The sequence below is a fragment of the Atopomonas hussainii genome, from assembly GCF_900109735.1.
In the GTDB taxonomy this organism is placed as follows: Bacteria; Pseudomonadota; Gammaproteobacteria; order Pseudomonadales; family Pseudomonadaceae; genus Atopomonas; species Atopomonas hussainii.
Map to the genome: position 1 here is coordinate 1 of NZ_FOAS01000021.1, position 13,832 is coordinate 13,832.

At 58.5% G+C, this 13,832-nt stretch carries 13 protein-coding genes; 3 read left to right on the forward strand and 10 right to left on the reverse strand.

Features of this window, described 5'->3' with window-relative positions:
- Nucleotides 1-80: 80 nt before the first annotated feature.
- From BMX80_RS16560 to BMX80_RS16570, 3 genes are all read right to left on the reverse strand, one after another.
- Complete coding sequence (locus BMX80_RS16560) at nucleotides 81-800, reverse strand: AAA family ATPase (protein ID WP_074870539.1); 720 nt, start codon at nucleotides 798-800, stop codon at nucleotides 81-83.
- A gap of 269 nt (nucleotides 801-1,069) precedes the next feature.
- The gene (locus tag BMX80_RS16565; RefSeq protein ID WP_175474922.1) at nucleotides 1,070-2,155 is read right to left on the reverse strand and encodes an ABC transporter substrate-binding protein; all 1,086 of its coding nucleotides are present in this window, start codon (nucleotides 2,153-2,155) and stop codon (nucleotides 1,070-1,072) included.
- 192 nt (nucleotides 2,156-2,347) lie between these two features.
- Entirely contained in the window at nucleotides 2,348-4,459 is a 2,112-nt protein-coding gene (locus BMX80_RS16570) for a carboxy terminal-processing peptidase (RefSeq protein ID WP_074870543.1), read from the reverse strand.
- 92 nt (nucleotides 4,460-4,551) lie between these two features.
- Between BMX80_RS16570 and BMX80_RS16575 the strand changes: the two genes are divergently transcribed.
- On the forward strand, nucleotides 4,552-5,499 hold the full coding sequence (locus tag BMX80_RS16575; protein ID WP_074870545.1) for an NAD(P)H-quinone oxidoreductase: 948 nt from the start codon (nucleotides 4,552-4,554) through the stop codon (nucleotides 5,497-5,499).
- Here BMX80_RS16575 and BMX80_RS16580 read toward each other — a convergent pair.
- The 5 genes from BMX80_RS16580 to minC all read right to left on the reverse strand — a co-directional run bounded on the left by BMX80_RS16580 (nucleotide 5,496) and on the right by minC (nucleotide 9,406).
- Nucleotides 5,496-6,788: a M18 family aminopeptidase gene (locus BMX80_RS16580; protein WP_071871774.1), complete on the reverse strand. Its 1,293-nt coding sequence runs from the start codon at nucleotides 6,786-6,788 to the stop codon at nucleotides 5,496-5,498. The two genes, BMX80_RS16575 and BMX80_RS16580, sit on opposite strands and share 4 nt — an antisense overlap.
- Nucleotides 6,789-6,853: 65 nt before the next feature.
- On the reverse strand, nucleotides 6,854-7,489 hold the full coding sequence (locus BMX80_RS16585) for an RluA family pseudouridine synthase (protein ID WP_071871773.1): 636 nt from the start codon (nucleotides 7,487-7,489) through the stop codon (nucleotides 6,854-6,856).
- 55 nt (nucleotides 7,490-7,544) lie between these two features.
- On the reverse strand, nucleotides 7,545-7,799 hold the full coding sequence (gene minE / locus BMX80_RS16590) for a cell division topological specificity factor MinE (protein ID WP_071871772.1): 255 nt from the start codon (nucleotides 7,797-7,799) through the stop codon (nucleotides 7,545-7,547).
- Complete coding sequence (gene minD / locus BMX80_RS16595) at nucleotides 7,796-8,611, reverse strand: septum site-determining protein MinD (RefSeq protein ID WP_071871771.1); 816 nt, start codon at nucleotides 8,609-8,611, stop codon at nucleotides 7,796-7,798. The genes minE and minD overlap by 4 nt, the downstream gene beginning before the upstream one ends.
- Nucleotides 8,612-8,671: 60 nt before the next feature.
- Nucleotides 8,672-9,406, reverse strand: a complete 735-nt coding sequence (minC, locus tag BMX80_RS16600) for a septum site-determining protein MinC (protein WP_074870547.1) — start codon at nucleotides 9,404-9,406, stop codon at nucleotides 8,672-8,674.
- Between the two features lie 132 nt (nucleotides 9,407-9,538).
- Here minC and BMX80_RS16605 point away from each other — a divergent pair, with 132 nt between their 5' ends.
- A complete protein-coding gene (locus tag BMX80_RS16605; RefSeq protein WP_074870549.1) occupies nucleotides 9,539-10,477 on the forward strand; it encodes a lipid A biosynthesis lauroyl acyltransferase in 939 nt (312 codons plus the stop codon).
- 121 nt (nucleotides 10,478-10,598) lie between these two features.
- Nucleotides 10,599-11,735 carry a patatin-like phospholipase family protein gene (locus BMX80_RS16610; RefSeq protein WP_074870551.1) on the forward strand — a complete coding sequence of 379 codons (1,137 nt, stop codon included), beginning with the start codon at nucleotides 10,599-10,601 and terminating at the stop codon, nucleotides 11,733-11,735.
- On the opposite strand, the gene BMX80_RS16615 is transcribed toward BMX80_RS16610, so the two are convergent.
- Both BMX80_RS16615 and BMX80_RS16620 read right to left on the reverse strand, forming a co-directional pair.
- A complete protein-coding gene (locus BMX80_RS16615; RefSeq protein WP_074870553.1) occupies nucleotides 11,736-12,524 on the reverse strand; it encodes an MlaA family lipoprotein in 789 nt (262 codons plus the stop codon).
- The gene (locus BMX80_RS16620; RefSeq protein WP_074870555.1) at nucleotides 12,517-13,797 is read right to left on the reverse strand and encodes an alpha/beta fold hydrolase family protein; all 1,281 of its coding nucleotides are present in this window, start codon (nucleotides 13,795-13,797) and stop codon (nucleotides 12,517-12,519) included. Before BMX80_RS16620 ends, BMX80_RS16615 begins: the two co-directional genes overlap by 8 nt.
- Nucleotides 13,798-13,832: the final 35 nt, after the last annotated feature.

A 13,832-nucleotide genomic window follows, 5' to 3' on the forward strand; every position in this document is an offset into this window, starting at 1 on the left:
GCTAGTCATGCGGGGAATCGAGCTGGTTTTCTGATTTTGCGCTGCGAATCGGCACTGGTGCTGGTGTGAGGCTTAATAAATCAGCGTTTCCCTAGGTCTGCAGCTCTAAGAAAATCTAAAACCCTCGCTTTTTGTTCTGTTGTTTCGCATTGGGATGCTGTGTGGTTTGGAGTCCAGCCCGCTACACTGCTGAAGCGTAGAGTGTATTTGAACCAATTGAATACAGGCTTTAACTGCTTGCTGTTAAGTTTGGTGGCGATTGATAGGAATAAAGCGTTGCTTAAGGTTGACTCTTGCCAGACTTGTTTTTGTCCGCTAAAGGAACTCCCAAATGACCAGTCATAATTTTGAGATTCAGACTTCCACTCTCGGGTAAACCAACTCTGTGCTCTTCCATTTGGATATGCGATCAGCCATTCAGTAATAATTCGTTCTTTGGTTGCGGAGAATCCATACTGATAGCGAACCTGCTTTGCAGAAAATACAACTTCGAATTCAGTAGGCTCTTTCTCAGTGCGTGAGTCTAGGATAAATGGTTTGACGGGGATTTCGTTTCCTGGCTGAGGGTTTGCCGAGCCAATCACGATTTCTGTCATCGTTCTCAGGGCATTGATGAGATTCGACTTGCCTGCAGCATTGGGGCCATAGATTGCAGCTGAGCGCAGTAGATCCCCTGTGGCAGGAGTTTCTGGGTTAAATGTATTCGATTCGGTTAGTTCGCCGCCTTTTGCTTTTACCAAACTGAATGTTTGTTCGTCCCGAACAGATCGCCAGTTTTTTACAGTTAACTGAATTAACATTGCTTGCCACCCTGCGCATTAACTTTTGACAAAAAATGTCAAAAAACACCATCTGATCAACTTTAGCATGGTGTTTGAGGTCTGTGGGAGTTGGGGTGTCATTTTCTGATGGCATCACCAAGGGTGTGACAAGCTCAGCTGCTGATGTGGAGAGGGGGGCAAATTTATTTGCCGTGCACACTGGCCGCTTTTAGCCCTTCTCCGGCAGTCCCGCGATATCGCGCGCTGGTAAGACCGCTCAGACTAGCGCTGCCGTGGCGCTAAGAAACTTACTGGGCTGTATCGAGAATCGCCTGCAGGCTGAACGCATAGTGGCGCTTGGTGTGTTGGCCGCGTAACAGTTGGCGGAAGTTGAACTGCTGCCAGTTGCCGGTGCGCAGAATGGGTTCGAGCAGGGCTTGGTTAGCGGGCGTCATGACGGCCATGGGGGTGAGAAACTCCAGCCCGAGGTCGGCAAAGTCATGCCCGTGGTGATAGTCGTGAATCAGCACTAAGGCCCAAGCGCCTTCGGCAAAGTGGCCACCCACTGAGGCATGCAGCTGGCCTTGGCGCATGGCCTTAAGGCCTGCCGGTGTCCAGTCAATGCCGCCGAGCAGGATGTCTTTGCCCGGCTCAATGCCTTCTAGCTGCAAGGTTTGTGCGGCCGCTAATGCCATGTGATCGCTGGCGGCCCAAACAATCTGGCTTTGCGGGTAGCGCGCGAGCAGGCGGGCAGCCTGTTGGCCAGCCAAGTCGGCACGCCATTGAGAAAACACCAGTTGGTTAAGGGCTAAGTCTGGCTGCTTGTTCAGGCTGACTTGTAAGCCTTGATTGCGCTTTTGCGCCGCCGAGGAGTCGTGCGAGCCGCTGAGCGCCACCACGCCTAGGGATGCCTGTTGCGGCAGCATTTGCCTCGCCTGCTCGGCGAGGCTGTCCATCAGCAGTTGCCCGGCGAGCTGGTCATCCGGGTACAGGTGGCCAAGCCAATGTTTGAAGTGTTGCCGCGGCGCGCCGGTTTTGCTGAGCAATGCGCTGGGGATATCGGTGTTGATCATGATCGAGCGAATCTGCGCTTGCTCAGCAAGGCGTAGCAACTTAACGCCGGCGCCTTGCTGGAACATAAACACCAGATAGTCGGGCTGCTTGCCTAAGGTAATCAGGCCTTCTAACAAGCGAATGGCTTGATAACGGTTTTCCTCAGCGAAGAGAATTTGCAGCTCTAGGTCGAGATCATCCGCAGCGGCTTGCATGACGGTGTTGACCTGATCCCAAAACGGGTTGCCGGGGCGGTCTGGATTGATAAAGACAACGCTGGCGCTGGCTGCGTGACTCAGATTGAAAACAGCGCAGACCACCAAGCAGCAAACGCTGTGCATGACGCTGCGCAAAACCAGCGAGGGTGATGGCATAGGGCGGGGTGTCCAGACCTCAGGGCTTGCTTCTTATAGTAGTGCAACGGCGCATTAGGCGTTACCGCTGTGCAGGTGCTTGGCGGTGCTAGTGATTAACCCGCGATAGCGCGAGAGAGAAACAGCCCCGGTGCTGGTCGGCGCACCGGGGCAATGCGCTTAGTGCTTGGCGACGCGTTGTTGCAGGGTCAGGTAGTCGGCGAGAATGCGCCCGCTTTCGACCAGGAAGGCGTCGTCTTCAGGCTTGCTGTGCGGGTCGTCGCTGTCGTCGGCGACGACTTCTTCCAGCGGGTCTTCATCGTCGATCTTGCTCAGCAGCTCTTCACCTTTGGCCTTGCGGCGAGCGTTTTCGAGCACAAGGCGCTGCTGTTCAATGGCCTCTTTGTACGCGCGGCGGCCTTTCTCATTCAGCGTGAGGGTGGTTTCTTTGGCCAGTTTTTGCGCCAGTTGCAGGCTGTCGCGGGTAAACACGAAGTCCGGGTCGTTGGCCGCGCGCAGCAAGTGGCGGTCTTGCAGCTGCTGCAAATACGGCGCGTAGGGGTTCTTGCTGACGTTAATCGCCGGGCGAATGCTGTCGTAGGGCAGGGCCTCTGGCAGCGCGCTTTCGCCGATTTCTTTTACGTCCACGATGGATGGGTAGCTCACATCAGGAATCACGCCCTGATGCTGGGTGCTCTTGCCCGAGACGCGATAGAACTTCGCCAATGTCAGCTTCAGCTCACCATGATTCAGCGGCTGCACGGTTTGTACCGTACCTTTGCCGAAGGTCTGCCCGCCTAAGATCAGTGCGCGGTGGTAGTCCTGCATGGCGCCGGCAAAAATCTCCGAGGCCGAAGCCGACAGGCGATTCACCAGTACAGCCATCGGGCCTTGGTACATGGGCTTGCTGCGGTCGTCCGACAGTACATCGACGCGGCCATCGCTGTTGCGCACCAACACAGTGGGGCCTTGGCCGATAAACAGGCCGGTCAGCTCGTTGGCTTCTTGCAGCGAGCCGCCGCCGTTGTTGCGCAGGTCGATCACCAAGCCGTCGATTTTCTCGGCTTGCAGCTCTTTGAGCAGGCGCTTTACGTCGCGGGTGGTGCTCTTGTAGTCGCTTTTGCCTTCGCGGTAGGCCTTGAAGTCCATGTAGAAGGCGGGGATCTCAATCACGCCCACCTTCACCGGCTTGCCGTTGTCGGTGAGGTTAAGAATGGATTTTTTCGCGGCTTGTTCTTCCAGCTTCACCGCATCGCGGGTGATCTGGATGACTTTGGTGCTTAAGTCGTTAGCGCCGTTGGCCGAGGGAATAATCTCCAGACGCACGGTGGAGCCTTTCGGGCCGCGAATCAGTTTGACCACTTCATCCAAGCGCCAGCCGATCACATCGGTCAGCTCGCCTTTGTCGCCTTGACCGACGCTGACAATGCGGTCGGCCGGTTGCAGTTGCTTGCCTTTGTCAGCCGGGCCTGCCGGCACCAAACGCACCACCTTGACGTAGTCGCTGTCGGTTTGCAGCACGGCGCCGATGCCTTCTAGCGATAGGCTCATGTTGATGTCGAAGTTCTCGGCGTTATCCGGCGACAGGTACTGAGTGTGCGGGTCGTAGGTCATGGCGAAGGCATTGATATAGGCCTGGAAGATGTCTTCGTCACGGGTTTGGTTGAGCCGCTTGAGCTGGTTCTTGTAGCGCTTTAAGAGCAGCTCTTGAATGCCTTTGGCGTCTTTGCCGGCCAGTTTTAGGCGCAGAATTTCGTCTTTTAAACGCAGGCGCCACAGCTCATCCAGCTCGGCGGTGTTCTTCGCCCATGGGGCTTCTTCGCGGTCGAGCTGCAGCACGGCTTCGCTGTCGAAGTCGAAGCTGTCGAAGTGGTTTTCCAGCTGGTTAATGGCGAAGTTCAACCGCTCGGTTAAGCGCTCCAGATGGCGAATATAAATATCAAAGCCCGGTTGCAGGTCGGCCTGCTGCAGCAATTCGTCAAAGCGCAAACGGTAGGTGTCGAACTGCTCGATATCAGCGGCGGTAAAGTAGCTGCGGTTGGGGTCGAGCAGCTTTAAATAGCTGTCGTAGATCTTGCTTGAACGGCTGTCATCCAGCGGCGGCTTGTTGTAGTGGTAGCGGCGCAGCAGCTCCACCACGTTGAGGCTGGCCAGTTGTTGCTCGCGCGTTGGCTTTAAGTCTTGCCAAGCCGCGCCCCAAGCCGGCAGGCTCAGACAGCCAGCCAAGGCCAAGGTGAGGGCGGTACGCAGCGGTGTGCGGGTTTTGGCCAAACGTGCAGCGGAAGCGATCATGGGGCGCGAGTACTCTAGCGGGATGAAGTGCCATCATGGCAGTGAGTGAGACACTCACGAGTCTGCCTTGTTCAATTAACTATGGGGACAGGATGAAAGCATTGCAAGCCAACGCCGGCCAGTTGAGCTGGCAGACGACCGAGCGGCCACATTGCGGCGCCGGACAGGTACGTATTCAGGTGGCAGCGGCGGGGTTAAACCGCGCCGACTTGTTGCAGCGTAAAGGGCTGTACCCACCGCCGGCTGGCGTAACGCCGGTGTTGGGCTTGGAATGCAGCGGCGTGATCAGCGAAGTGGGCGCCGGCAGCGCTTGGCAAGTGGGCGATGAGGTGTGCGCGTTGCTCGCCGGTGGAGGTATGGCTGAAGAAGTGGTGGTCGATAGCCAGCATGTGTTGCCGGTGCCCGAAGGCGTGAGCCTGCTCGAGGCGGCGGCCTTGCCTGAGGTCTACGCCACCGCATGGCTTAACTTGTTTATCTTGGCGCAGCTAAAACCCGGCGAGCGCGTGTTACTGCACGCCGGCGCCAGTGGCGTGGGCTCGGCGGCGATTCAGTTGTGCAAGGCTTTGGGTAACCCGTGCTGGGTGAGCGTGGGCAGTGCTGAGCGTTTGGCCTATTGCCAATCGTTAGGCGCGCAAGGCGGTGTGGTGCGTGGTGATAACGTGGCCGCGTTGGCCGACTGGGCGCCGTTTGATGTACTGCTCGACCCGGTTGGTGCCGCCTATGCCGAGCTCAATACCCGTCTGTTGGCGCTGGATGGCCGTTGGGTGTTGATCGGCTTAATGGGCGGGCGCAAGGTCGAGCTGGATTTGGCCCAGATGCTGGCTAAGCGCATTCACCTGCTGGGTTCGACGTTGCGCAGCCGCAGTGCGGAAGATAAAGCCGAGCTGGTCAGCGCCTTGCGTAGCGAGGTTTGGCCGCTGCTTGCCAGCGGCCAATGCCAGCCCTGCGTGGCCGAGGTGGTTCCCATGGCCGACGCCGAGCGCGCCTTTGCCCTGCTGGAAAGCAATCAGGTGCAGGGCAAGGTGCTGTTGCAGCTTTAGGGCAGCTGCTCTTGGCGGTAGAAGTGGCTCAGCACTTTGACCAGAAAGCCCAAATCTTGGCTGCCGGCCAACTCGCGAATGGAGTGCATGGCGAAGGTCGGCACGCCGATATCCACGGTGCGTACGCCCACTTGGCTAGAGGTGATCGGGCCGATGGTCGAGCCGCAAGCCATGTCGCTGCGCACCACAAAGCTCTGTACCGGCACTTCGGCTTCTAGGCACAGCTGGCGGAATAAACCGCTGGTTTCGCTGGTGCTGGCGTAGCGCTGGTTATGGTTGATCTTGATCACCGGGCCTTGGTTTAAGCGCGGGCCGTGGTTGTTGTCATGGCGATCAGGGTAGTTGGGGTGAATGCCGTGGGCGTTGTCGGCGCTGATCAGAATCGAGCGCTGCATGGTGCGGGTAAAGCTTTCGTCGTCACCCAACACGCGGCGTAGCACTTGCTCGAGCATCGGGCCGTCGGCGCCGCAGTGCGATGAGGAGCCCACCTCTTCGTGATCGGTGCAAATCAGCACGGCCCATTGGCCCGCTTCGGCAGCGTCTTGCAGCGCCTGTGCGCCGGCATAACAGGACAACAAGTTATCCAGACGGGCACCGGCGATAAAGTCGTTCTCAAGACCAATCACCGCCGCCGCTTGGGTGTCGTAGAAGTTCATTTCGTAGTCGAGCACTTGATCGACGGTCAGGCCGTGTTCTTGCTCGATACGCTCGGCCAGCAAGCTGCGGAAGTCCGGCGCTTCGGCGCCACTGACGCAAGCCAGCAGCGGCGGCAGGTCGGTTTGCTTGTTGATGCTTTGGCTGTCGTTGGCTTCGCGGTTTAAGTGAATCGCTAAGTTGGGGATCACCGCGATGGGGCGCTGAAAGTCGACCAGGCGGCTGTCGATGGCGCCGTCTTTACGGAAGGTCACGCGGCCGGCGAGCGACAAGTCGCGGTCGAACCACGGCGCTAGCAACACGCCGCCGTAGACTTCGACGCCCAGCTGCCAATAACCCTGTTGCAGCAGTTCAGGGTTGGGTTTGACCTTAAGGCAGGGGCTGTCGGTATGCGCGCCGACCATGCGCAGGCCGCTTTCGCTAGGCTCGCTTTGGCCCATCTGCCAAGCAATCAATGAGGAGTCGTTGCGGGTGACGAAGTAGCGGCCGCCGCGCTTAAGTTGCCAGCTGTCACGCTCGAGCAGGCGTACATAGCCTTGGCTTTCCAGCAGGCGGGCGAGGCTGGCGGTGGCGTGAAACGGCGAAGGGGACTGGCCGAGATAATCAATTAAACCCTGTGGCAACGACGCACTCATGGCAACTCCAAGCGTTCGATAAGACAGCAATGCGGGGCAGTTTACCCGAAGTGTGTGCTTCGGCCCTAGAACGGTGCCGGGTCGTGAAAGCGCAGGCGCTCGCCGCTGGCCGGATGCGTAAAGGCCAGCATGCTGGCGTGCAAGCACAAGCGCGGGTATGCCTTAAGGGCTTGCTCGTGGGCATATAAGCCGTCGCCCAACAGCGGGTGACCAATGGCGAGCATATGCACGCGCAGTTGGTGCGAGCGACCGGTGATTGGGGTGAGTTCGACACGGCAATGCTCGGCGTGGCGCTCGAGCACGCGCCAGAAGGTCAGTGCGTGCTTGCCTTGCTCGTGGTCAACCACATGGCGCGGCTTGGTGGGTGGGTCGTAGCGCAGCGGTAGTTCGATGCGCCCGCTGTCCAGCTCTGGCTGGCCCCAGCACAGCGCGGTGTAGGCCTTTTCGGTTTCGCGGTCGTGAAACTGGCGCGACAGCTCGCGGTGCGTGTCGGCATCGCGGGCGAGAATAATCAGCCCTGAGGTTTCCCAATCTAGCCGATGCACGATGCGTGCTTCGGGGTAGCCGTTGTCTTGCAGGCGGGTGATCAGACAGTCGCGGTTGTCTTCGGCGCGGCCGGGCACGGAGAGCAGCAGGGTGGGTTTGCTGACCAATAGAATGTGCTCGTCCTGATGCACGAAGCGCACTTGAGATAGCGGCATGGGGAGGTTCCAGCGCGGCCTGGCCGCCTAAGGCGGCCACTGCAGGCCAACGGGATTAACGGTCGGGCAGGGTGATGTTCAGTTCCAGAATCGAGCAGCTGCCTTGGTTTTCTAGCGCTACTTGAACATCGGTTTGGTCAATTTTGACGTACTTGCGGATCACTTCAACCAGATCCTGCTGCAGTTGCGGCAGGTAATCGGGTTGGCTGCGTTGCCCACGCTCGTGGGCAACGATGATCTGCAGACGCTCTTTCGCCACCGAAGCCGTGGCCGGCTTATTACGGTTGCGAAAGAAATCCATCAGGCTCATTCACGGCCTCCAAACAGTCGCTGGATGATTCCTTTCTTCTGCACCTCTAAGAAGCGGTGCGCTACATCCTTGCCCAGCAGGCGGTCTACGGCGTCGCTGTAAGCTTGGCCGGCATCGCTGATGTCATCCAGAATCACCGGAATGCCTTGGTTGGAGGCTTTCAGTACGGCTTGCGACTCAGGAATCACGCCCAGCAGGCGGATGGCGAGAATTTCTTCCACGTCAGTTACGGAGAGCATTTCGCCTTTGCTGACGCGCTCGGGGTTGTAGCGGGTCAGCAGCAGGTGCTCTTTGACTGACTCTTCGCCTTTTTCGGCGCGGCGCGACTTGCTGGCCAGAAGGCCCAGCATGCGGTCGGAGTCACGTACCGAAGAGACTTCGGGGTTGGTGACGACAATCGCTTCATCGGCGAAGTACATCGCCAGATAAGCACCTTTTTCGATGCCTGCCGGTGAGTCGCAGACGATGTAGTCGAATTGCTCGCGCAGTTCGTTGAGCACCTTTTCCACGCCTTCTTGGGTGAGGGCGTCTTTGTCGCGGGTCTGGCTGGCGGCCAGAATCGACAAGTTTTCGATGCGTTTGTCCTTGATCAGCGCCTGATTCAGGCTGGCTTCGCCATTGATCACGTTAACGAAGTCGTACACCACGCGGCGTTCACAACCCATGATCAGGTCGAGGTTACGCAGACCGACGTCGAAGTCGACGATCACTGTCTTGTAGCCGCGCATGGCCAGGCCGGTGCCAATGGCTGCGCTGGTTGTGGTTTTACCTACGCCACCCTTACCGGAGGTGACAACGAGAATCTTAGCCAAGGTGTTTCACCCCAAATTTGTCTGTGCGGTTTCTAATCCCTGAAGTCGCGGGAGTATTTCTTAAAGCAGGAGGATGTTCAACATCTCATCCGACAGGCTGACCTGCACAGACTTGCCCCAATGCGGCAAACGGCGCAGGTCTTCAGCCACTTTATAAACACCGGCAATCGATACCAGCTCGGCGTTTAAGCCCTGACAAAAAATGCCAGCGCTTTGATCGCCTTTGACCCCTGCCAAGGCACGGCCACGCAGCGGGCCGTAGACATGAATATTGCCGTCGGCGAGGAGTTCGGCGCCGGCACTGACGGGGGCGAGTACGATCAGGTCACCGCCGGGCGCATAGATCTGCTGGCCGCCGCGCACCGGCGTGCGGACGATTTTGCTCGGTACGCGCACAGGCTCAGCGGGCTTTTGCGGCGTGCGCGGCACGGAGTCTTGCGGGGTAATGCTGCGCTCGCGCGCGTTGGAGGGCGGCATCACGGCTAAATCCAGCGCATTGGCGGCGGCGATGTCGTCGGGGTGCTCAGTGCGCACTGCCAAGGTGCGCAGGCCGAACTCGCGGCACAACTGCATTAAGTCGCTTAGCGCTAGGCGGCTTTCGCCACCGGCAAGTTTGTCCAGACCTAAGATCAGCGGTGTGTCACGGAAGAAGTTGGGGGCTTGCTCGACCTTGTTGGCCAACTGCTGGCGCAGGCGGTCGAGGTCCGAGTGGGTGAGTTCCAGCACGGTGACAGCCAGCATGCTGCCTTTGAATTGGAACACGGGATCATTTATTAGCAGATCAGGCTGATTCACAACGGTTTCCCCCAAGAGCAGGGCAGACTTATAGCCGCTGGCGGCGGATCAGGGCAAGTACAGCGGCCTTTGATGGCCCGATTTGCGGGGTAAAACAGGTAGAATGCGCGTTTTTCGTGTGTTGGGGCCGTTATGCAGCGTGTTCAGTTCAAACAGCATTTTCTTCATCCTAAGCATTGGCCGCTGTGGCTGGGCTTAGGGGTAGGCTGGTTGATTGCGCAGCTGCCGTATCGCCTGCTGTTGGCGCTGGGGCGTGTGGTGGGGGCGTTGATGTATCGCGTGGCGCACGACCGCCGACATATTGTCGAGACTAACTTGGCGCTGTGCTTCCCAGAGTTATCGCCGGCCGAGCGTGAGCAACTGTGCCGCGCTAATTTTGCCTCCACCGGTATGGCGTTGGCGGAAACGGCCATGGCGTGGTGGTGGCCTAAGACGCGCTTAAGCTCACTGGCGCATGTGCAGGGGCTGGAGCATTTGCAGCAAGCGGCAGAAGCCAAGCAGGGCGTGATCTTGATGTCGCTGCACTTCACCACCTTAGAGTTAGGCGCGGCGTTGTTGGGCCAGCAAGCGACCATCGACGGCATGTACCGCGAACACGACAACCCGGTGTTCGATTACGTGCAGCGCCGTGGCCGTGAGCGGCACAACTTGGACGCCCAAGCGATCGAGCGGGATGACGTGCGCATCATGCTGAAAAGCCTGCGCCAAGGCCGTGCGGTGTGGTACGCGCCGGATCAAGACTACGGCCGCGATCACAGCATTTTCGTGCCGTTATTTGGCGTGCCGGCCGCGACAGTGACGGCCACCAGCAAGTTTGCCAAGCTGGGCAAGGCCAAGGTGGTGCCGTTTGTGCAACATCGCCGCGCCGATGGGCAGGGTTACGATTTAACTGTGTTCCCGGCGCTGGAGGACTTTCCCGGCGCCAGTGACGAGGCCGACTGCTTGCGCATCAATCAATGGATCGAAGCGCAGATTCGTCAGCAGCCGGAGCAATATCTGTGGGCGCACCGACGCTTTAAGACCCGCCCTGAAGGCGAGGCACGCCCGTACCGTAAGCGTAAAAAGCGCTGAAACTTGCGCTAGCCGGCACGGCGCTCTAGCTTCACAGTACAAGGCTTGGGATAACACACGCGCAAAATGCTAAGGGGGATGGGTGACCGCTTTCGCCAGTTCGGTTGAACAGCCGAAGGATATGGCCGCGCTGGTGTTGTCCGGCGGCGGCTCGCGCGGCGCCTATCAAGTCGGCGTGTTATCGGCGATTGCCGATTTGCTGCCCAATGACTCGCTCAACCCTTTCCCGATTATTTGCGGAACCTCCGCCGGGGCCATCAATGCACTGGCCTTGGCCGGCGGTGCGCTGCATTTTCGCGAAGCGATTTTGCGCCTGACCGATGTGTGGGGAGACTTCTCCTGCGATCAGGTGTTCCGTACCGAGTGGCATCAACTACTTAAATCGGCTTTTACCTTTGGCGCCAGCCAGTTTTTTGGCTTAAACCGTGATGAGCCGGTGTCGCTGCTGGATAACAGCCCGCTGCGTGACTTATTAGCCGAGCGCATTAACTACAACGGGATTGCCGCCGCGATTGCGCGGCGTCGCCTGCACGCGGTGTCGATCACTGCATTTGGCTATGAAAGTGGCCACGCAGTGAGCTTCTACCAAGGGCGCGGCACCATTGACCCGTGGATGCGTCACCGCCGCGTGGGCATTCCCACACGGTTAAATGTCGATCACTTAATGGCTTCTTCAGCCATTCCGCTGTTGTTTCGTCCGGTGAAAATTCACCGCGAGTTTTTTGGCGATGGCGCGGTGCGTCAGCAGGCACCGATTAGCCCCGCGTTGCACTTAGGTGCCAGTCGTGTGTTGGTGATTGGGGTCAGTAGCAACTTAGCCCGTCAGCAGGCAGAAGAAACGCGCCCGCGTGGTGAGCCGCCGTCATTGGCGCAAATCGTCGGGCATATGCTCAACAGCACTTTTGTTGATTCGCTAGAAGGCGACATCGAGCTGCTGGATAAGATCAACCGCATGGCGCTGTTGGTGCCGCATTCTGGCACGCGTGAGTCACGCGGCTTTAAGCCGGTGGATGTGTTGGTGATCTCGCCGAGCAAGCCGATTGATGTGATCGCCGCACGGCACCGCCGCGAGCTGCCAGCCAGCTTGCGCTTCTTCTTGCGCGGTTCGGGCGCCACCCGCTCCACCGGTGGTAGTGCCTTGAGTTACCTGCTGTTTGAGCAGGGCTTTTGCCGCGAGCTGATCGAGCTGGGTTATCAAGATGCGATGGCCCAGCAAGATAAGCTGATGGAGTTCCTCGGTTTGGTGTGCAAAATCTGATCAGTCTTTGATTTGGATCTTGCGCGCCGCGTCATACACGAAGCGAATCTTCTCGTACTCAAACGGTGAGTTGGTCTGGCCGTATTGAAATGCAGTATTGCTGCGCGCATCCAGCGCGCGCACGCCGGTAATCGCCGGGTTGCGGCTGCTGGCGGTCGCGACATTCAAAAAGTTCACCGCTTGCGAGGTGCCGAAATCCACTAAGGTTCCGCTGGCATCGCGCAGGTTGGATGGCCCCAAAATCGGCAAGACTAGATACGGGCCGCTGCCAACGCCGTAATGGCCTAGGGTTTGGCCAAAGTCTTCGCTATGTTTCGCTGCGCCCATCAAGGTGGCGGGGTCCCACAGGCCGAATACGCCGATGGTGGTGTTGATCAACAGGCGCGCGGTGATCTCCATACTGCGCTGGCCTTTGAGCTGCAATGCGCTGTTCAGCAGGTTGCCGATGTCGCCTAGATTGCTGAAGAAGTTCGTCACGCCTTGCTCGGCGATATCCGGAGTGACGTAGCGAAAGCCGTTAACGGCGGGCATATACACCCACTCATCGAAGCGCTGATTGAACTGATAAATGCGCCGGTTAACCCCTGTCCACGGGTCGTAGATATCCAGTGCTTCGAGGCTGGCGCGCTCGAACTCTTGCTGATCAAGATAGGGGTTAAAGCGCAGCGTGCTGAGCGGGCGGGTGAAACCATCGCTGTCGGCCTCGGGCGCTTGATAGGGGGCGGCTGTTGCGCTGGCGGCAAGCCATAGCAGGCTGGTGCCTGCAGCTAGGTGCAGGGGCTTAGTCATGGAAGAACTCCAGCATGTCGTGGGCGTTTTTCGGGTAGGCGTAATTGCCGCAGTGGCCGCCGCGTGGGTACAGGGTTAAGCGCTCACCGAAGGTGCGCTCCAGCCAGCCCAAATCACCGGGGCCAAGAATCACATCGTCGGCGTTATGCATAACGGCGATGTTGGGGTTGTCGCGCAGGTAGTCCTCCAGCGCATAGAGACTGACTTGGTTCATCATCTGCACCAAGCTGCCGCCTTGGTGCTTGGCGCGCCACCAAGGGATGAGCTGCTGAGCGATGTAGCAGTCGAAGTCACACATCATGGCGCGCTTCATAAATGGCGCCAGATCACTGTCAAAGCCCAGCGGATAGTCTTTTGGTGTGATCAGGCCGCGCTGATTGAGCAGGTCGGCGGTATACACCATGTCGGCCACGGTGAAGCGAAACGCACTGCCGATCAGCATGGCCAGCTCTTCATTGCTAAGGCCTTCGGGCGAGCTTTGGAAGGCCGCGAGCATGGCTTCATTGACCTCGATGCGGCCTTGCTGCTCAAAGAAGCGGGTCAGGCGCTGCATCAAACCGTCGATAAAGGTTTGCTGGTTACTAACGCCCGGTACTTGGGTTTGTACTAAGCGGTCTAAGTTGCGCACCGAGGTGTACAGATTCACCGGCGGGTTGAGCATCAGCACACGCTGAATGTTCAGCGCGCGGCGTTGTTTATCCAGCGCGCCGACAAAGGCGGCGTGCAGCCCGCCGAGGCTGTAGCCGGCAAGATTGACGCTAGCGACCTTAAGCTTGGGGTGATTGGCCAGCACGGCCTGCATAACCCGGTACAAGTCATCGGCATCATCGGGGCTGTAGCCCGGCGTGGCGCTGCGTGAGGCGGCTGAGATGAAGTCCCAACTGGTCGGCGATGACAGCTGCACCACATGAAAACCGGCCTGATAGAAGAGTTTTTTCAGTAGCTCATTTTTGCCGCTGGCGTAGTGCGCTCCGGTGCCAGCAATGATGAACAGCAAAGGCGCACGGCCTTCTTGCTCGGCAAGGCGGTACTTCAGCGTTGTGCCTTGGTAGAACACGCCGGGCAATTCACTGCGCTTTTTCAGCGCCAAGGCGTAGTCGTTTTGCTCAATATCGCGCGCATCAGGCAGCGTGATAGCGGCATCTGAGGGCGTGCCGGCAATGGTGGCGATAAATGGATTAGTCACCGGGTAGGCATAGTCTTCAACGGCAATGCGCTTGCCGTGGGCCAGCAGTGGCAGCAGCGCCAGACAACATAGCAACAGAGGTTTCATCAGTGTTCGCTCGGCAGTGGGTGCGTGGTCGTCAT

What these genes read in the sequence shown, in the direction of transcription:
- BMX80_RS16570 (WP_074870543.1), bottom strand. Translation starts at nt 4,459, where the DNA reads ATGATCGCTTCCGCTGCACGTTTGGCCAAAACCCGCACACCGCTGCGT.
- BMX80_RS16580 (WP_071871774.1), bottom strand. Translation starts at nt 6,788, where the DNA reads ATGAGTGCGTCGTTGCCACAGGGTTTAATTGATTATCTCGGCCAGTCC.
- BMX80_RS16585 (WP_071871773.1), bottom strand. Translation starts at nt 7,489, where the DNA reads ATGCCGCTATCTCAAGTGCGCTTCGTGCATCAGGACGAGCACATTCTA.
- BMX80_RS16620 (WP_074870555.1), bottom strand. Translation starts at nt 13,797, where the DNA reads ATGAAACCTCTGTTGCTATGTTGTCTGGCGCTGCTGCCACTGCTGGCC.
- BMX80_RS16605 (WP_074870549.1), top strand. Translation starts at nt 9,539, where the DNA reads ATGCAGCGTGTTCAGTTCAAACAGCATTTTCTTCATCCTAAGCATTGG.
- BMX80_RS16610 (WP_074870551.1), top strand. Translation starts at nt 10,599, where the DNA reads ATGGCCGCGCTGGTGTTGTCCGGCGGCGGCTCGCGCGGCGCCTATCAA.
- BMX80_RS16565 (WP_175474922.1), bottom strand. Translation starts at nt 2,155, where the DNA reads ATGCACAGCGTTTGCTGCTTGGTGGTCTGCGCTGTTTTCAATCTGAGT.
- minE (WP_071871772.1), bottom strand. Translation starts at nt 7,799, where the DNA reads ATGAGCCTGATGGATTTCTTTCGCAACCGTAATAAGCCGGCCACGGCT.
- BMX80_RS16560 (WP_074870539.1), bottom strand. Translation starts at nt 800, where the DNA reads ATGTTAATTCAGTTAACTGTAAAAAACTGGCGATCTGTTCGGGACGAA.
- BMX80_RS16575 (WP_074870545.1), top strand. Translation starts at nt 4,552, where the DNA reads ATGAAAGCATTGCAAGCCAACGCCGGCCAGTTGAGCTGGCAGACGACC.
- BMX80_RS16615 (WP_074870553.1), bottom strand. Translation starts at nt 12,524, where the DNA reads ATGACTAAGCCCCTGCACCTAGCTGCAGGCACCAGCCTGCTATGGCTT.